This window comes from Sulfitobacter sp. TMED3, assembly GCF_002167505.1.
GTDB classification, from domain to species: domain Bacteria; phylum Pseudomonadota; class Alphaproteobacteria; order Rhodobacterales; family Rhodobacteraceae; genus Sulfitobacter; species Sulfitobacter pontiacus.
In genome coordinates, this window is record NZ_NHBI01000005.1 from 54,687 (window position 1) to 72,743 (window position 18,057).

The 18,057-nt window shown below is 62.9% G+C and carries 14 protein-coding genes and 1 riboswitch; of the genes, 5 read left to right on the top strand and 9 right to left on the bottom strand.

The features are described from left to right. Positions 1-11 precede the first annotated feature (11 nt). A complete protein-coding gene (preA, locus tag CBB63_RS01490) occupies positions 12-1,316 on the bottom strand; it encodes an NAD-dependent dihydropyrimidine dehydrogenase subunit PreA (protein ID WP_286697874.1) in 1,305 nt (434 codons plus the stop codon). A gap of 20 nt (positions 1,317-1,336) precedes the next feature. Then, complete coding sequence (locus CBB63_RS01495; protein ID WP_286697875.1) at positions 1,337-2,659, bottom strand: NAD(P)-dependent oxidoreductase; 1,323 nt, start codon at positions 2,657-2,659, stop codon at positions 1,337-1,339. A 284-nt stretch (positions 2,660-2,943) separates the two neighbouring features. Here CBB63_RS01495 and CBB63_RS01500 point away from each other — a divergent pair, with 284 nt between their 5' ends. After that, positions 2,944-3,150, top strand: a complete 207-nt coding sequence (locus tag CBB63_RS01500) for a cold-shock protein (protein ID WP_286697876.1) — start codon at positions 2,944-2,946, stop codon at positions 3,148-3,150. Between the two features lie 66 nt (positions 3,151-3,216). Here the strand turns inward: CBB63_RS01500 and CBB63_RS01505 are convergent, their stop codons facing one another. Further along, positions 3,217-3,867 (bottom strand): arylesterase, encoded by a 651-nt coding sequence (locus CBB63_RS01505; RefSeq protein WP_286697877.1) that lies wholly within the window; start codon positions 3,865-3,867, stop codon positions 3,217-3,219. A gap of 48 nt (positions 3,868-3,915) precedes the next feature. Here CBB63_RS01505 and CBB63_RS01510 point away from each other — a divergent pair, with 48 nt between their 5' ends. From CBB63_RS01510 to CBB63_RS01520, 3 genes are all read left to right on the top strand, one after another. Then, positions 3,916-4,599: an ABC transporter ATP-binding protein gene (locus CBB63_RS01510; protein WP_286697878.1), complete on the top strand. Its 684-nt coding sequence runs from the start codon at positions 3,916-3,918 to the stop codon at positions 4,597-4,599. Beyond that, positions 4,596-7,124: an ABC transporter permease gene (locus tag CBB63_RS01515; protein WP_286697879.1), complete on the top strand. Its 2,529-nt coding sequence runs from the start codon at positions 4,596-4,598 to the stop codon at positions 7,122-7,124. Before CBB63_RS01510 ends, CBB63_RS01515 begins: the two co-directional genes overlap by 4 nt. A gap of 33 nt (positions 7,125-7,157) precedes the next feature. Next, positions 7,158-8,033, top strand: coding sequence for an inositol monophosphatase family protein (locus CBB63_RS01520; RefSeq protein ID WP_286697880.1), 876 nt, complete (start codon positions 7,158-7,160; stop codon positions 8,031-8,033). A gap of 66 nt (positions 8,034-8,099) precedes the next feature. Here CBB63_RS01520 and gcvP read toward each other — a convergent pair whose 3' ends face one another. From gcvP to gcvT, 3 genes are all read right to left on the bottom strand, one after another. Then, complete coding sequence (gcvP, locus tag CBB63_RS01525; RefSeq protein WP_286697881.1) at positions 8,100-10,943, bottom strand: aminomethyl-transferring glycine dehydrogenase; 2,844 nt, start codon at positions 10,941-10,943, stop codon at positions 8,100-8,102. A 67-nt stretch (positions 10,944-11,010) separates the two neighbouring features. Then, a complete protein-coding gene (gene gcvH, locus CBB63_RS01530; protein ID WP_005851355.1) occupies positions 11,011-11,370 on the bottom strand; it encodes a glycine cleavage system protein GcvH in 360 nt (119 codons plus the stop codon). A 19-nt stretch (positions 11,371-11,389) separates the two neighbouring features. After that, a complete protein-coding gene (gcvT, locus tag CBB63_RS01535; protein ID WP_286697882.1) occupies positions 11,390-12,514 on the bottom strand; it encodes a glycine cleavage system aminomethyltransferase GcvT in 1,125 nt (374 codons plus the stop codon). Positions 12,515-12,667: 153 nt separating this feature from the next. After that, positions 12,668-12,754: riboswitch (glycine riboswitch) on the bottom strand. Positions 12,755-12,906: 152 nt separating this feature from the next. Here gcvT and CBB63_RS01540 point away from each other — a divergent pair. Continuing rightward, the gene (locus tag CBB63_RS01540) at positions 12,907-13,461 is read left to right on the top strand and encodes a gamma-glutamylcyclotransferase family protein (RefSeq protein WP_037944899.1); all 555 of its coding nucleotides are present in this window, start codon (positions 12,907-12,909) and stop codon (positions 13,459-13,461) included. Here the strand turns inward: CBB63_RS01540 and CBB63_RS01545 are convergent. From CBB63_RS01545 to CBB63_RS01555, 3 genes are all read right to left on the bottom strand, one after another. Beyond that, entirely contained in the window at positions 13,441-14,838 is a 1,398-nt protein-coding gene (locus tag CBB63_RS01545) for an MATE family efflux transporter (protein WP_286697883.1), read from the bottom strand. The two genes, CBB63_RS01540 and CBB63_RS01545, sit on opposite strands and share 21 nt — an antisense overlap. Positions 14,839-14,934: 96 nt before the next feature. Next, the gene (gltX, locus tag CBB63_RS01550; RefSeq protein WP_286697884.1) at positions 14,935-16,260 is read right to left on the bottom strand and encodes a glutamate--tRNA ligase; all 1,326 of its coding nucleotides are present in this window, start codon (positions 16,258-16,260) and stop codon (positions 14,935-14,937) included. A gap of 77 nt (positions 16,261-16,337) precedes the next feature. After that, positions 16,338-17,996, bottom strand: a complete 1,659-nt coding sequence (locus CBB63_RS01555) for an NAD+ synthase (RefSeq protein WP_286697885.1) — start codon at positions 17,994-17,996, stop codon at positions 16,338-16,340. Positions 17,997-18,057: the final 61 nt, after the last annotated feature.

The following is an 18,057-nucleotide window of genomic DNA, read 5'->3' on the forward strand; positions in this document are numbered from 1 at the left end:
GGGGGCAAAGGTCACTCGGCCGCAGTGGCGGAGGGGTTGTTGGGGTGCGTCGTCCAGTTTGCGTAATTCGGATCGACGGGCTTGCCCGTGCGCGGGTCCGTGGTGCCGGGGGCCAGCTCCACCATCGAGATACAATCCTCGACCGGGCAAACATTGACGCAGAGGTTGCACGCCACACATTCGTCGTCGATCACGCTGAAGGTGCGATCTTCGGACATGGCAATCGCCTGATGCGAGGTGTCTTCGCAGGCGGCAAAGCAGCGCCCGCACGAGATACATATATCCTGATCGATCTTGGCCTTGGCGACATAGTTCAGGTTCAGCTGGTTCCAGTCGGTCACATTCGGCACCGCACGGCGCACCAGTTGATCGACCGAGGTCATCCCCTTGTCGTCCATATATTCCGACAGGCCCGAGATCATCTCTTGCACAACCTTGAAACCATAGGTCATCGCCGCCGTGCAGACCTGCACATTGCCTGCGCCAAGGGCCAGAAACTCTGCCGCGTCGCGCCATGTGGTCACGCCGCCGATGCCGCTGATCGGCATATCCGCCGTCTCGGGGTTGCGCGCGATTTCCGCCACCATGTTCAAGGCAATCGGCTTTACCGCCGGGCCGCAATAGCCGCCGTGGGTGCCTTTTCCGTCGATCATCGGTTCAGGCGCGAACAGGTCCAGATCAACCGAGGTGATGGAGTTGATCGTGTTGATCAGGCTCACCGCATCCGCGCCGCCGCGTTTGGCGGCCTCGGCGGGGTAGAGCACATTCGTGATGTTCGGCGTCAGCTTCACGATCACCGGCATGCGCGTGTATTGCTTGCACCAGCGGGTGACCATTTCAATGTATTCCGGCACCTGCCCCACGGCCGATCCCATGCCACGTTCCGCCATGCCATGTGGGCAGCCGAAGTTCAGCTCGATCCCGTCGGCACCGGTTTCCTCCACATGCGGCAGGATCGCTTTCCACGCCTCTTCCTCGCACGGGACCATGATTGACGCGATCAAAGCGCGGTCAGGGTAATCCCGTTTCACCGCTTTCATCTCGCGCAGGTTCACCTCCAGCGGGCGATCGGTGATCAGCTCGATGTTGTTGAGCCCCAACAGTCGCCGGTCTGCGCCATAGATCGCGCCATAGCGCGGGCCGTTGACGTTGACGACGGGCGGGCCCTCCATACCGAGTGTTTTCCACACCACCCCGCCCCAGCCAGCCTCGTAGGCGCGGCGGACGTTGTATTCCTTGTCCGTGGGTGGCGCGGATGCCAGCCAGAACGGGTTGGGGCTTTTGATGCCCACGAAGTCGCTTCTTAGATCAGCCATTTGCGTTCTCCTGTAGGGGCTTAGCCCATCAATACCATGTGAATGTCCATCGCCGCGTCGCGCCCTTCGGCGACAGCGGTCACGGTCAGGTCATCGCCGCCGCTCGCACAATCACCACCGGCCCAGACCCCGTCGACACTGGTGCGTCCGGTGCCATCCACCTTGATCTTGCGCGCCTCCAGCGTGGGCAGCGCGTCACCTTGAAGGGTCTGGCCGATGGCCTTGAACACTTGATCCGCAGCAAGGCGCAGGGTTTGGCCCGTGCCATTCATCTGGTCGTCGACATATTCGAACTCGATCTCGCGCACCGCACCGTTGCCGATCACGGCGACCGGCGTGGCATGGGTCACGATCCGCACGCCCTTGGAGGCCGCGAGATCCTGTTCGAACACGCTTGCGTTCATCCGGTCGCGCCCGCGACGATAGACCAGCGTCACATTGAGCGCGCCCAGCAGTTTCGCCTGAATGGCGGCATCGATCGCGGTCATCCCGCCGCCGATCACCACCACGTCACGACCGATCGGGACCGCAGCCACATCGCTCGCCTGACGCAGGTGAGAGATGAAATCGACCGCATCGAGCACGCCGGTCTTGTCCTCGCCCTCGGCCCCCAAGGCGTTCACACCGCCAAGGCCCATACCAAGGAACACGGCGTCATAGTCGGCCCGCAAACTGTCCAGCGTCATCGCCGCCCCAAGGGCTGCGTTGTTCTGCACGGTGATGCCGCCGATCTTGAGCAGCCAGTCCACCTCTGCCTGCGCGAAGCCGTCGGGTGTCTTNTAGGTNGCGATCCCGTATTCNTTCAGACCGCCGGGCTTGGGCCGCGCGTCAAANACGGTGACATCATGCCCCATCATCGCCAAACGGTGCGCACAAGACAGCCCCGCCGGACCTGCNCCNACNACGGCCACGCGCTTGCCCGTCGAGGCCGCGCGTTCAAACGGATGCGCGCCCTGTGCTTGCAGATGGTCGGTGGCATAGCGCTGAAGCTCGCCGATCTTGACCGGCTTGCCCTCGGCCACTTCGCGCACACAGGCCTGNTCACAAAGCTGTTCGGTCGGGCAAACGCGGGCNCACATNCCGCCCATGATATTCTGGCTCAGGATCGTTTTGGCGGCGGCATCGGGTGTGCCCGTGGCGATCTGCCGGATNAAGAGCGGAATATCGATATCNGTCGGGCAGGCCGTGATGCACGGCGCGTCGTGACAGAAGTAGCATCGGTCCGCCGCGACAAGCGCTTCNTGCACATCCAGTGGCGGGTGCAAATCGGAAAACTGCGCGGCATAGGCGTCGGCGTCCAGCCGTCCGGCAGCCACCCCCGGTTCAAAGATTTTCTGCGACATTTTTTTATCCCTGCTGTCACTATTTATGCTGAAACGCTCCCACGGAATGATTTTTTTATCAACTGGTAAAATTATTTCATAACTGTGAAATTTCTTGCGCAAATGCCCGCCGGTTACGCGTTTCGGGGCAAAAACTCTTGATTTTGTCCTATTTGGCGCCAAAGTCAGAGGTGCGACGCGAAAGACTTTCGACCCCTCAGCCCTCNGGCGCTGGTGCGATCAAGTTCTGACCGAGCCACGCTGCCGCATAATGTGGGCAGGACAAACACGAGGAGAAACGGGGCATGGCGACTGGCACCGTAAAATGGTTCAATACCACAAAGGGATACGGCTTTATCGCGCCTGATGGTGGCGGCAAAGATATCTTTGTTCACATCTCGGCGGTTGAACGCGCTGGCCTGACCGGGCTTGCCGANAACCAGAAGGTGACATTCGACGTAGAAGCGGGCCGTGANGGCCGCGAAAGCGCCGCGAATATCGCATTGGCCTAACCGGCCCAAAACCGGTTCATNATATTTTTGACGACGGGCGCTTCGGTGCCCGTTTTTTGTGCAAAACTACTCGTTTTCGTTGATCTGATCGATCAGCGTCAGCACTTTCGGACCCAAAGCATCAACGATTCTCGTGACGCCTTGCGCGTTCGGATGCACCCCGTCGGCCTGGAAAAACCCGCGTGCCTGCGCCAGATCTGGCGTCTCGCCATTGTCGGACAGGCCGTCGAAGAAGCTGCCCATCAGGCTCGCGTCATATTGCGCGGCAAGATCGGGATAGATGCTGTCAAAGGCGGTTTTATAGTCNGGGCCAAAGTTGCCCGGCGCGGTCATGCCGACCAGCAGCACTTCTACCTCGGCGTCTTGGGCGGCCTTCATGATTCCATCCAGATTGGCGCGGCTGACCGCGGGGTCGATCCCGCGCAACAGGTCATTCCCACCCANGGTCACGATCATGCCATCGACCTCGGGCGTCATGGTCCAGGCGACCCGCGCCANCCCGCCAGCGGTCGTATCCCCCGACACACCGGCGTTGATCACCGTCACATCCGCACCGTTCTGATCCAGCCANTTTTGCAACTGTGGCACGAACCCGTCCTCGGCGGGCAGGCCGTAGCCCTGCGTCAGACTGTCGCCCAATGCCGCAATAACAAGCGGTTCCGCCNGTGCGGGGCCTGATANTACCAGAACAAGTGCCGTCGTAACCTTGCGCATCATGGTCGAACCTCCATATCCAACAGGGACCGTATTTCAAAAGGCAGCCCTATGACCGACCCGGTGTTCCAGCTTCAAGATGCATCCCTGAAACTGAATGGCAACGCCGGAAAGGTCGANATCCTACATGGGATCACCCTGGACGTCGCACAAGGAGAGACGGTCGCCTTTACCGGCCCGTCGGGGTCGGGCAAGTCGTCGCTGCTGATGGTCATGGGCGGGCTGGAGCGTGCGACCGGCGGATCGGTGCGCGCCTTGGGCGAAGACCTGAGCACCCTGTCCGAAGATGGNCTGGCCAAATTNCGCCGCGGGCGGATGGGCATCGTGTTCCAGTCCTTCCACCTCATCCCCACCATGACCGCGCTGGAAAACGTCGCCACCCCGCTGGAACTGAACGGCGTCGCTGACGCCTTTGACCGGGCNGAGGCGGAATTGCACGCGGTGGGTCTGGGGCANCGGCTNAACCACTATCCCGCNCAGATGTCGGGCGGCGAACAGCAGCGGGTTGCNTTGGCCCGCGCCTCTGCCCCGCGTCCGGCGATCCTTTTGGCGGATGAGCCGACAGGGAACCTCGACAGTACCAATGGTGCCGCGATCATGGAGCTGTTGTTTGATCTGCGNGAAAAACATGGCGCGACTTTGGTNTTGGTGACCCACGCCGATGAATTGGCCGCGCGCTGTGANCGGNTCGTCACCCTGACCGACGGGCGGATCGTCAGCGGGACGGGCGCATGAGCCTGCGTCTGGCCANCNGCTTTGCCCGCCGCGAGATGCGCGGGGGGCTGCGGGGGTTCCGTCTGTTTCTGGCCTGCCTCGCTCTTGGCGTCGCGGCAATCGCTGCCGTCGGCTCTGTCCGCTCNGCGATCGAGGGCGGCTTGCAACGCGAAGGTGCGGCCCTGCTTGGTGGCGCGGCCGAGATTGATTTCACCTATCGTTTCGCCACCGATGACGAACGCGACTGGATCGANAGCCANGCCAGCGCNGTGTCNGAGGTTGTCGAGTTCCGGTCCATGGCTGTCGCGGGTGACGGGGCCGCCGCTGACCGTGCGCTGACGCAGGTGAANGCGGTNGATGATCTTTATCCGCTGGTGGGCGAGATGGTGCTGGAACCGGCGATGCCGCTTGAACAGGCGCTTGGGCTGGAAAACGGCCTGTCCGGCGCGGTGATGGAGCGCGCCTTGTCAGACCGTCTGGGCCTGTCCCCCGGCGACACCTTCAANCTTGGCGTCAAGGAATTCCGCCTCTCCGCCCTGATCGTGCGCGAACCCGACAGTGCCGCCAGCGGCTTTGCCCTTGGGCCCCGCACCCTGCTCCGGACCGAGGCGNTGNACGGGGCCGGCCTGCTGGCGGAAGGGACGCTGTTCAACTCCAAATACCGGATGCTGCTGCCNGCCGATACCGACCTTGATCAACTGCGCTCTGCCGCCCGTGCGCGGTTCGAAAACAGCGGGATGCGCTGGACCGATGCGCGCAACGGGGCACCGGGGGTGTCGCGCTTTGTNGAACGGTTGACNGCGTTTCTGATCCTTGTGGGCCTNTCCGGTCTGGCTGTGGGCGGNGTGGGCGTATCGGCTGCGGTCCGATCTTACCTCACCGGCAAGACCGANGTNATCGCCGTGCTCCGCGCGCTAGGGGCAGACCGCGCGACGATCTTCCAGACATANTTCATGCAGATCGGTGCCCTATCGCTTCTGGGCGTNGCCATCGGCGTGGTGCTTGGGGCGGTGGCCCCGCTGGTCTTTGCGCCGCTGATCTCTGCGCGGCTGCCGATCCCTGCGGCCTTTGCCATCTATCCGGCACCCTTGGCCGAGGCAGCGATTTACGGGNTGCTGACNGCCTTTGCCTTCACGCTGTGGCCGCTGGCCCGCAGCGAGAACATCCGCGCGGCGACCCTGTTTCGCGATGCATGGGACGGGGCCGCGCGTTTTCCGGCGCCGCGCTATGTGGCGATTATCGTGATGACTGTGGCGCTGCTGGTCGCGCTGGCGGGGTGGTTCAANGGCAGTTGGTGGCTGACGCTCTGGACNTTGGGCGGCATCGCAGGCGCNCTCGGGATNCTCACGCTGGCGGCGCTGCTGGTGCGGTTCCTCGCACAACGCGCCGCGGTTCTGGCACGNGGGCGACCGCGGCTGCGTTGGGCCTTGGCCGCGATTGGCGGCAGTGGCGAAGGTGCCGGGGCCGTGGTGCTCTCGCTGGGGCTCGGCCTGTCGGTGCTGGCCGCCGTGGGGCAGATCGACGGCAACCTGCGGCAGGCGATCTCGGGCAACCTGCCCGATGTGGCCCCGTCGTATTTCTTTGTCGACATCCAGAAAGACCAGATCGACGGCTATACCAAACGGCTGACCGACGACCCCGCGGTGCGCCGCATCGACAGCGCGCCNATGCTGCGCGGCGTCGTGACCCAGATCAACGGCAGNCCCGCCAAAGAGGNCGCGGGCGATCACTGGGTGGTGCGCGGCGACCGCGGGCTAACCTATGCCGAGGCCCCCGATGACGACACGGTGATCACCGCGGGCGAATGGTGGGCGCCTGACTATGACGGCCCGCCGCTCATTAGCTTTGCCGCCGAAGAGGCCGAGGAGATCGGGTTAGAGCTTGGCGATACGCTGACCATCAACGTGCTGGGGCGCGACATCACCGGCACCATCGCCAGCTTCCANGAGGTCGACTTCTCGACCGCGGGGATCGGGTTTATCCTGACCATGAACCCCGCCGCCCTGACCGGCGCGCCGCATACCTATATCTCGACCGTCTACGCCGANNCNGANGCCGAGGCNCCNATCCTGCGCGATCTGGCCACCGCCTANCCCAACATCACCGCGATCCGCGTGCGCGANGCGATCGACCGCGTGGCNGCGGTGCTTAGCGGGTTGGCNGCGGCGACATCCTACGGCGCGGCGGCTACTCTTCTGACCGGCTTTCTGGTATTGATCGGGGCAGCCGCCGCCGGNGCGNATGCCCGTCGCTATGAAGCCGCNTTGCTGAAAACGCTGGGGGCCTCGCGCCGCAGCATCGCCGNCAGCTTTCTGATGCGTGCCGCTCTGCTGGGGCTCTTCGCCGGNACCGTTGCCCTGCTGGCAGGTATCTTGGGCGGATGGGCCGTGAGCCGCTTTGTGATGGACACCAGCTTTGCCGTGGTNTGGCCNTCGGCGCTGCTGATCGTCACNGGNGGCGCGCTGGCGTCGATCCTTGCCTCGCTTGGCTTTGCGATCAAAGCCTTGAACGCCAGACCCGCACAGGTGCTGCGCGCCCGCGAATAGATGGAACCGATAGACCGAAAGAGGGATACAACAATGACGCAGACCACCCAGACACTGCCCGCCCCCCTGCCACCCGTTCTGACGGCAGCCCAGCAAACGCATGTGGTGAATGTCCTGCGCCGTGCCGCACGGGCCGANGTGCTGCCGCGTTTCCGCAACCTCGCCCCCGCTGACATCGACACCAAATCCGGCCCCCATGATCTGGTNACCGCTGCCGATCTGGCGGCCGAGGCAATGATCACCCGCGCCCTCGCCNCGGCCTATCCGGATGCGCTGATCATNGGCGAAGAGGCNGTATCGGCCGNCCCCGCCCTGCAGGACAAGATCGCCGACGCCCCGCTGGCCTTTATCCTCGATCCCATCGACGGCACATCGAATTTCGCCCACGGGCTGTCCACCTTCGGCATGATCCTTGCGGTCACGCGCTTTGGCAAACCGGCCTTCGGCGTCATCTATGACCCGGTCAATGACGACTGGGTGATCAGCGANGACACCAGCACGCCGCGCTTNGAACGCGCCCTTGGGCAGTCGCGCCCGCTGCGGGTCAGCATGGGCAAACAGATCGAGGACCTCAGCGGTTTCGTCCCGCTGGGGAACTTCAGCAAAGACCTGCGGGGCAAAGTCGCGGCCACATTGCCCAGCTTTGCCAAGGTGAACTCGCTACGTTGCTCGGCGCATGAATACCGNACTGTCGCCCAAGGGCACGCCGATTTCGTGCTCAGCGGGACGCTGCACCCTTGGGACCACGCTGCCGGCGCGTTGATCTGCGCCCAAGCCGGTGCCCATGTCGAGATGCTGTCNGGCGGCCCCTATGACGCGACGCTGCGCACAGGGCATATTCTGGTGGCACCGGACAAAACNACATGGAACCGCCTGCGCAAGGTCTTTGCCTTCCTCGCCGACGACTGAGCCCCCAATGCAAAACGGGCGCGAGGTTTCCCCCGCACCCGTTCGATCACATATATAGGGAACAGCTTACTCAGCCGCCTCTGCGTATTCNTCCATCGGNGGGCAGGTGCAGATCAGGTTNCGGTCGCCATGCACGTTGTCGACACGGTTGACCGGAGGCCAGTATTTGTCGACGCGGAACGCACCGGGGGGGAAGCAGCCCTGNTCGCGCGTGTAGGGNCGATCCCANTCGCCGACCAGATCCTCNACCGTGTGCGGCGCGTTCTTGAGCGCGTTGTTCTCGCGCGGCATATCGCCGTTCTCGATNGCGCGGATCTCGTCACGGATCGCGAGCATCGCGTCGCAGAAACGGTCCAGCTCGGCCTTGGTTTCCGACTCGGTCGGTTCGACCATCAGCGTGCCTGCGACAGGGAAGCTCATCGTTGGCGCATGGAAGCCGGCGTCGATCAGACGTTTCGCGATGTCATCNACCGTCACGCCTGCGCTNTCCTCGAACGGGCGCACGTCAAAGATACANTCATGNGCGACACGTCCCGTCGGCCCCTTGTACAGCACCTCGAACGNCCCTTCGAGCCGCTTGGCAATGTAGTTGGCGTTCAGGATCGCCACCCGCGTCGCCTGCGTCAGCCCGTCNCCGCCCATCATCAAGCAATACGACCACGAGATCGGCAGCAACGATGGCGACCCGTAGGGGGCGGCCGAAACTGCACCCTCACCCCCGTTGGGATGGCCGGGCACATGAGGGATAAGATGCGACTTCACGCCAATCGGGCCCATGCCGGGGCCACCGCCCCCATGCGGGATGCAGAAGGTCTTGTGCAGGTTCAGGTGGCTGACATCCCCGCCCACATCGCCCGGACGCGCCAGACCGACCATGGCGTTCATATTCGCCCCGTCAATATAGACCTGACCGCCGTGCTCATGNGTGATCTTGGTCACTTCGGTCACGGTTTCCTCAAACACGCCGTGGGTCGAGGGATAGGTGATCATGCAACCGGCAAGGTTCTCGCTGTGCTTNTCCGCCTTGGCGCGGAAGTCNTCCAGNTCNATGTCACCATTGGCCGCTGTCTTGATNACGACCACCTTCCANCCNACCATATTGGCGCTGGCGGGGTTGGTGCCATGGGCCGACATGGGGATCAGGCAGATGTTGCGATGCCCCTGCCCNTTGGCACGGTGATAGGACGCAATCGCCAGCAGGCCCGCATATTCNCCCTGNGCGCCGGAATTNGGCTGCATGGAAATCGCNTCATANCCGGTGATGTCNCANAGNTTGGCCGACAGGTCGTCGATCATATGCTTATAGCCAAGCGCCTGATCCTGCGGCACAAACGGGTGGATCATCGANAACTCGCGCCAGCTNACGGGCATCATCTCCGCAGCNGAGTTCAGCTTCATCGTGCAAGACCCCAGCGGGATCATCGCNCGGTCCAGCGCCAGNTCACGGTCGGCCAGACGGCGCATNTAGCGCATCATCTCGGTCTCGGCGCGGTTCATGTGNAAGATCGGATGCGTGAGATAGGCGCTTTCACGTAGCATATCATCGGGGAANCGATACTGCGCCTCGAATTTCTCGTCGCTGCGGCGGATGCCAAAGGCGCGCCAGACGGCTTCGATCGTCTCGGGCACCGTACGTTCGTCCAGCGTGATGCCNACNCGNGTTTCNCCGACNCGGCGCAGGTTGATNCCTTCGTCCACCGCGGATTTCATGACTGCGGCCTGCAAGGGGCCGACATCAACCGTCACCGTGTCGAAGAAGGATTTGGGNTCGACCTTAAAGCCGGCCTCCTCCAGCCCGTTCGCCANNCGCACCGCCTTGCGATGGATGCGCTGCGCGATGGCCTTTAGTCCCTCGGGACCGTGGAACACCGCATACATCGACGCCATCACCGCCAGCAAAGCCTGCGCCGTGCANACGTTAGAGGTCGCCTTTTCGCGGCGGATGTGCTGCTCGCGGGTCTGCAGGGACAGACGGTAGGCGCGGTTGCCATGCGCATCGATTGACACGCCNACAATCCGCCCCGGCATTGCGCGCTTATAGGCATCCTTGCATGCCATATAGGCCGCATGCGGACCGCCATANCCTTCGGGCACGCCAANCCNCTGGGTGGACCCGACGGCGATATCGGCCCCCATGGCNCCGGGNTCTTTCAGCANCGTCAGCGCCATCGGATCNGCGGATACGACNCCCAAGGCACCNGCCTCATGCAGCGCGGCCATATGNTCGGTAAAGTCGCGCACATGGCCGTAGGTGCCAGGGTACTGGAACAGCGCNCCGAAGACNGCGCTCGCGTCCATNTTGTCAGGGTCGCCGATGATCACCTCGATATCCAGCGGGGCTGCGCGGGTCTGGATCACGGCGATGTTCTGGGGGTGGCAATCGCGGTCGACAAAGAACGCCTTGGCCTTTGACTTCGACAGACGCAGCGCCATGGTCATCGCCTCGGCACAGGCCGTCGCCTCGTCCAGCAACGACGCATTGGCGACCTCAAGCCCGGTCAGATCGCTGATCATCGTCTGGAAGTTCAACAACGCCTCAAGACGCCCCTGGCTGATCTCGGGCTGATAGGGGGTGTAGGCCGTGTACCATGCGGGGTTTTCAAAGATATTGCGCTGGATCGCCGGCGGCGTCACCGTCCCGTGATAGCCCTGCCCGATCAACGAGGTGAGCACCTTGTTCTTGCCCGCCACCACGCGCATGTATTCCAGCACTTCGCGCTCTGACATGGGCTTGCCGAAATCCAGCGGCTCTTTCTGGCGGATCTGCGCGGGCATCGTGTCATCGATCAACGCGGCAAGGCTCTGTGCGCCGACGGTTTTCAACATGTCCGACATCTCTGCCGGGGACGGCCCGATATGTCTGCGATTGGCAAAATCATACGGCAAATATTCGGTCGGTTTGAAAACCATGGCGCGGGGCCCCTCTTCCAAATGGTATAAAAATCCCCGCCGGAGGCTCCGACGGGGGCAGCGGGATTTACCCGATGAACTTCTGATAGGCGGCTTCGTCCATGAACTCGTCCATCTGGCTTGGATCGGACGCCTTCATCTTGAAGAACCACGCCTCGCCCTGCGGATCGTCATTCACCATCGCGGGGTTGTCGGACAGCGTGCTGTTGACCTCGATGATCTCACCATCGATCGGTGCCAGAATATCAGACGCGGCCTTTACGGATTCGATCACGACGACCTCGTCGTCCTTGCTGACGGTCGTGCCTTCGTCGGGCAGTTCGACAAACACCACGTCGCCCAGTTGTTCGGCGGCGTGAATGGTGATGCCAACGACGATCTCGTCGCCTTCAACCCGCAGCCATTCGTGCTCTTCGGTAAACTTCATTCTTTCATCCTTCGCTAGATTATCTTTTAAAATTCGCCGCAACAAAGGGCAGCTTGGCCACAGTCACCGGCAGACGCTTGCCACGGACTTCGCCCCACAGCATCGTATCAATAGCCGCCTGCGCCTCACTGACATAGCCCATTGCGACAGGCCCGCCTACCGTCGGCCCGAAACTGCCCGAGGTGACCTCGCCCACCTGCGTGCCCCCTGTCGCCGCGTCGAACAGCGGTGTCCCGTCGCGCATCGGCGCACGGCCTTCGGGGGCCAGACCGACACGCTTGCGGTCGACACCATCGTCGAACGCCGTCTGAATGACATCGGCACCGGGGTAGCCGCCCGCGCGTTCACCACCGGCGCGGCGCGCTTTCTGGATCGCCCAGGTCAGGCTGGCCTCTACCGGATTGGTGCCCGCGTCGATGTCATTGCCATAAAGACACAAGCCCGCCTCAAGCCGCAGCGAATCCCGCGCGCCCAGACCGATGGGCTCCACACCCTCGATCTCTAGCAGCCGGCGGACCAGCGCTTCGGCGTGGGCCTCCGGCACCGAAATCTCGAAGCCATCCTCGCCGGTATAGCCCGACCGCGAGGCCCAGACCTCTACCCCGACCAGTGTCAATGTGCCGAAATCCATGAACCGCATTCCGTCCGCGGCGGCGTCAAGCGACGCCACAGCCGCCCCCGCCGCCGGGCCCTGCACCGCCACCAGCGCGCGGTCGGTGATCGGGGTCACGGTGATCTCTGGCTCCAACGCGGCTTTCATGCGTGCGATATCGGCATCCTTGCAGGCGGCGTTGACCACGACGAACAGGTCATCCCCACGGCGCGCGAACATCAGGTCATCCTCGATCCCGCCGGCGTCATTGGTGAAGAACCCATAGCGCTGCCGCCCGTCTTCCAGCCCCAGCACATTCATCGGCACCAATGTCTCGAACGCCAACGCCACAGCGTCCCACGACGGGCCGGTCACCATCACCTGCCCCATGTGGCTGACGTCAAAGACCCCCGCTGCGGCGCGGGTGTGCAGGTGCTCTTTCATCACGCCCATGGGATATTGCACAGGCATGGAATAGCCCGCAAAGGGCACCATCTTGCCCCCCAGTTCCAGATGAAGATCGTATAGCGGTGTCTGTTGCAAATCGCTCATGGTCACGCGGCCTTTCCCTATCCAGAAGGCCATCGACCATACTGGCACCCAGCAGACCGCGGGAATGCAGCCTGTCAAATGCCCCCTCTGTCCTTTCGCCTGAGATCGTTATCCCTTCGGCGGACGCTGTCGCGTCACTCTCCAGAGTTGTTAGGTCCCGCTGCGGTCCTTTGGCCTGAGAGTTTCCGGGGCGGTTGCTCCTTCGGCACCGGCTTGCGCCGGTTCTCCCGTAACGGTGTGGGCAAGTGCTATGCCGGAACGCGGCGTTGCGTCAAGCAAAGTTGATAGGGCGGCGCGAAAACTTTCATCCGGTGCCGCGATATTGGGCAGCTCGTCGGGTGCTGCGCGTGCAAGATGTGGACATCATCGCGCAGCGGCGCCAAAACACCCGCATGACACCATATTTCTTCGGCTACGGCAGCCTCGTAAACCGCAATACCCACGCCTATCCAGACGCCCGTCCGGCGCAGCTTCGCGGCTGGCACCGGCTTTGGGTGCGCATCGAAGGTGCCGCGCATGTGTTCCTGAGCGTGCTGCCCGAAGAGGGCACCGTGATCGACGGGTTGATCGCGGCGGTCCCCGGTGCCGATTGGGTGGCGCTGGATACGCGCGAAACCAATTATGATCGCATCGGATCGAACGGGGCGGTGGTGCATGACATCATCCCGGCCCCCGATATGGCGCATTATTCCGTGCCCACAGACACCCATGTGACATCGGGCGACCATACCATCTTGCTCAGCTATCTTGATGTGGTGGTGCAGGGGTTCCTGCGCGAATATGGCATCGACGGGGTGCAGCGTTTCTTTGACACGACGCGGGGCTGGGATACGCCGATCCTGAACGATCGCGCCGCGCCGAAATATCCGCGCGCGCAAGAGCTTACCGCGCAGGAAACCGCGCTGGTCGACCAGCATCTGACCCGCCTATCGGCGCAGGTGCAGTAGCGACATCAACCGCCCGTCGCGGGCGAAAGCTGCGGGCTTGGCGCGTTTGCGCTGTCCGCCTTGCGCGATCATCCGCCGCGCGAGCACCCAGGCCAGCGCCCCGAACAGCACCCCCGCCGCCGCCTGCCCGATCAGCACACCGGGGGCCCCGAACAGCAGGCTGCCACCCCAGACCAGCGGGATCATCCCCAGCGTGTTGCGACCCCAGTTGGTCACGGTCGAATAGTAGGGGTGGCCCATATTGTTGAACGCCGCATTCGACACGAACAACACACCGTTGAAAAAGAACGCCAGGGACAGCGGCCCGCAGAACAGATAGATCAACGTCAAGGTGATCCCCTGCGCATCAAACATCGCCGCCAGCGGCGCGCGGAANGCAAACAGCGCGGCCGAGATNACGACGATCACCAAAGCGGCAAANCTGACCCCCGCGGCATAGGTCCGCTTGACCCGCCCCAGATCGCCCGCGCCAAAGTTNTGCCCGATGATCGGCCCNACCGCCCCCGACAGGGCAAAGATNACGGCAAAGGCAACNGGCATCATGCGGCTGACAATCGCCATGCCTGCGACAGCATCCTCGCCATAGGCNGCCATTGCACGGGTNACATAGGCCTGCCCCACCGGCGTGGCGACCTGCGTNAGAATGGCGGGCACCGCGATNGACAACACNGGCATCAGATCGCGCCATAGCCCCGCNGGGCGCGGCATCGCGATCCCGCCATANTGGCGCACAATCGGCATCAGGGCNGTATAGGCAATCACCNCCCGCGCCACNAAAGACGCCCAAGCCGCNCCGGTCAGNCCCAGATCAAAGGTAAAGATCAGGATCGGATCGAGGATGGCATTCACGATGCCCCCCGCGATCGTCGCCATCATCGCCCGCCGTGCATCCCCATGGGCCCGCAGGATCGCGCTGCCCATCATACCAACCATCAGAAATGGCACCGACGGCACGACGATCTGCAGGAAATCCACCGCCAGCGCCGCCGTCTCACCGCCTGCGCCAACCCAGCCGACCAGCACATCCAGCGAAAGGAACACACAAAGCGCAAAGATCACGCCAAAGACCGCGCCATAGCACAGCGCATGNGTNGTCCTCTCTGTCGCGAGCTGCGCGTTGTCCTGCCCCANGGCCCGCGCGACCAAGGCCCCCGCCGCGATGCCCAACCCNATCCCGAAGGAGGTGGTGAAAAACANGATCGCACCGGCATAGCCGATGGCCGCCGCCAGCTCTGCCTTGCCCAACATAGAGATGAAAATCATGTCGACGAAATCGACAAGAAANACCGCCACCAGCCCGACAGAGGCCAGCAAAGACATATTGGCGACATGGCCGAACAGATTGCCCGACAAAAATTTGGCGCGCCCATCAACCATGATGGACGCGCCCTATGTCAGCCGACAGCGGCTTCATTTTGCCAGATAAACTCTCGCCGAAGGCTCCCGAACTTGCGCCCGTGAACCCGGCCCGTTTCACCCGCGTGCCTTCACGACTTGCAGCAACGGCANCACCGCCGCCATGTCGGGGCCGTGGGNTTTGCCAGTCAGCGCCAGACGCAGCGGCATGAACAGCCCCTTGCCCTTGCGGCCGGTCTGCTCTTTCACGGCGGCCGTCCATGTGCCCCAGGTGCTTTCGTCNAACTCGCCCTCGGGCAGAAGCGCCAANGCTTCGGCGACGAANTCTTTATCCTCGTCNGCGATCACAGGCTCTGCGCCNTCGCTGAACATCTGCCACCANCCTTTCAGATCGTGCANCGTGGTGATGTTTTCGCGGGTGACCTGCCAGAACAGCGCGGCNTTNTCCTCGGGCACACCNAGGGCNGCGATGTCGCTTGCGACAGCCTCAAGCGGGAGGGTCTGCAGATANCGGCCGGTCATGGGGAACAGGTCCTCGACGTCGAATTTGGTCGGCGCTGANCCGAAGCGTTCNATGTCGAAACCGTCGATCAGGCTCTCCATATCGGTGCGCAGTTCAATCGGGTCCGAAGAGCCCANGCGCGCCATTGTCGACAGCAGCGCAAAAGGATGCACACCGCGTTCGCGCAGGTCGCGCAGCGCCAGCACGCCCAGNCGTTTCGACAGCGCCTCGCCCTGCGGACCGGTGAGCAGCGAATGGTGCGCAAAGGTCGGCACGGTGCCGCCAAGCGCTTGCATGATCTGGATTTGCGTCGCCGTGTTGGTCACATGGTCGGACCCGCGCACGACATTGGTCACGCCCATCTCGGTATCATCGACCACNGACGCNAGNGTATACAAGATCTGCCCGTCGCCGCGGATCAACACAGGGTCGGACACCGACGCCGCATCGATCGAGATATCGCCCAGGATACCGTCTTTCCACTCGATCCGTTCCTGATCCAGCTTGAANCGCCACACACCGGGGCCGCGTTCGTCGCGCAGCTTGGCTTTNTCNGCATCCGACAGGTTCAACGCGGCGCGGTCATAGACCGGCGGCTTGCCCATGTTCAGCTGTTTCTTGCGCTTGAGGTCCAGCTCGGTCGGGGTTTCCCANGCTTCATAGAAACGNCCGATCTTGCGCANCTCGTCCGCGGCGGCGTGGTATTTGTCCAACCGNTCGGACTGACGCTCAACGCGGTCCCAATGCAGGCCGAGCCATGTCAGGTCTTCTTTNAGACCGTCGACGTATTCTTCCTTGCTGCGCACCGGATCGGTGTCGTCGATCCGCAGGATGAACTCTCCGCCGTTCTTGCGGGCGATCAGATAGTTCATCAGCGCCGTGCGCAGGTTGCCTACGTGGATATAGCCGGTCGGGGACGGGGCGAAGCGGGTGATGGTCATTGGGTTCTCCTGATTGGCCGCTGGCTTGTCACAGCGCGGCACCATTGTCTAGATAACGTGCAGCGTCGCCCGCGCGGTCAACTGGGGTCGCGCCAGCGGTTCACGATGGGATAGCGGCGGTCCAACCAGAACGCGCCCTTGGTCAAACGCGGACCGGGGGCGGACTGGAACCGTTTGTATTCACTGATATAGAGCAGGTGTTCGACCTTTTTGGCAACCTCGCGGTCAAAGCCCGCTGCCACGCAATCGGCGATGGACCCGTCGTCATCCACNAGGATCGTCAGCATCGCGTCCAGATCGGGATAGTCGGGCAGGCTGTCGCTGTCTTTCTGNTCCTCGCGCAGCTCGGCCGAGGGCGGCTTGTCGATGATGCGCGGCGCGATCACCTCTCCCTCNGGGCCCNTCATCCAGTCGCGGTGGTTCTCGTTGCGCCAGCGGCAGCTGTCGAAGACGCGGGTTTTATACATATCCTTGATGGGGTTATAGCCCCCCGCCATGTCGCCATAGATNGTGGCATAGCCCACCGCCACCTCTGACTTNTTGCCCGTGGTCAAAAGCATCTCGCCGAACTTGTTGCTGACCGCCATCAANAGCAAACCGCGCAGGCGCGACTGGATGTTTTCCTCGGTCAGGTCTGGGGTGGTGCCGTCAAANAGCGGGGCCAGCGTGTCGGTGATCGCGGCACGGCCCTGCGCGATCGGTACATAGTCGTAGCGGCAGCCTAGCGCCTTGGCGACGGCTTCAGCATCGTCCAGCGAGGCTTGGGAGGTATATTCGGANGGCAGCATCACNCAGCGCACATTATCGGCGCCAAGCGCATCNACNGCGATCGTCGCCACNATCGCCGAATCGATCCCGCCCGACAGACCCAGCAACACTTTCTTGAACCCGGTCTTGCCCATGTAGTCGCGCAAGCCCTGCACCATGACGCGGTANTCCTGCTCNAGGTCCGACGGCATATGCGCCTTCTCGCCCTCGACCACGCGCCAGCCTTCGGGGGTCTGTTCAAGATCGACATGCGCGATCTGCGCGTCAAAGGCNGGCATCTGGAACGCCAGNTTGCCGCCGGGGTTCAGCGCAAAGCTCGCCCCGTCAAAGACCTGATCATCCTGACCGCCCACCATATTGAGGTAGATCAGCGGCAGTTCAGTTTCGACCACGCGGGCNACCATATGGTTCAACCGCGTCTCGAATTTGCCGCGATAATAGGGCGATCCGTTGGGCACCAGCAGGAACTCCGCCCCGGTTTCGGCCAGCGTTTCGGCCACATCGGGGTGCCATGCGTCTTCGCAGATCGGGCTGCCGATGCGGGTATCGCCAACGGCNTACGGCCCACCCAAAGGCGCGCTGTCGAANATGCGCACCTCGTCGAACACGGTCTCGTTCGGCAGGTTGTGCTTGAAGACACGGCTGGCGATCTTGCCGTTTNTNAGGATCAGATAGGCATTATAGAGCTTGGCCCCTTCGACCCAAGGCGCACCGATGGCCAGCGCGGGCCCGTCGGCACAATCAGCCGCCAGCGCTTCGAGGTGGGTCATCACATCCAGCTGGAACGCCTGCTTCATCACCAGATCTTGCGCGTTATACCCGGCCAGAAACATCTCGGGCAAAGCTACCAGNTCGGCACCCGCCTCTTTGCCCTGCGCCCAGGCCTCCCGCGCGAGGTCTGCGTTTCCGGCCAGATCCCCGACGGTGGGGTTCAACTGGCCAAGCGTGATGCGAAAACGCGATGTCATAGGGCGGTCCTTCGATAATCTACGCAAGTGATGTAGCAGATCACGCGCCAAGTGAAAGGCC

What these genes read in the sequence shown, in the direction of transcription:
- preA (WP_286697874.1), bottom strand. Translation starts at nt 1,316, where the DNA reads ATGGCTGATCTAAGAAGCGACTTCGTGGGCATCAAAAGCCCCAACCCG.
- gcvT (WP_286697882.1), bottom strand. Translation starts at nt 12,514, where the DNA reads ATGAGCGATTTGCAACAGACACCGCTATACGATCTTCATCTGGAACTG.
- CBB63_RS01540 (WP_037944899.1), top strand. Translation starts at nt 12,907, where the DNA reads ATGACACCATATTTCTTCGGCTACGGCAGCCTCGTAAACCGCAATACC.
- gcvH (WP_005851355.1), bottom strand. Translation starts at nt 11,370, where the DNA reads ATGAAGTTTACCGAAGAGCACGAATGGCTGCGGGTTGAAGGCGACGAG.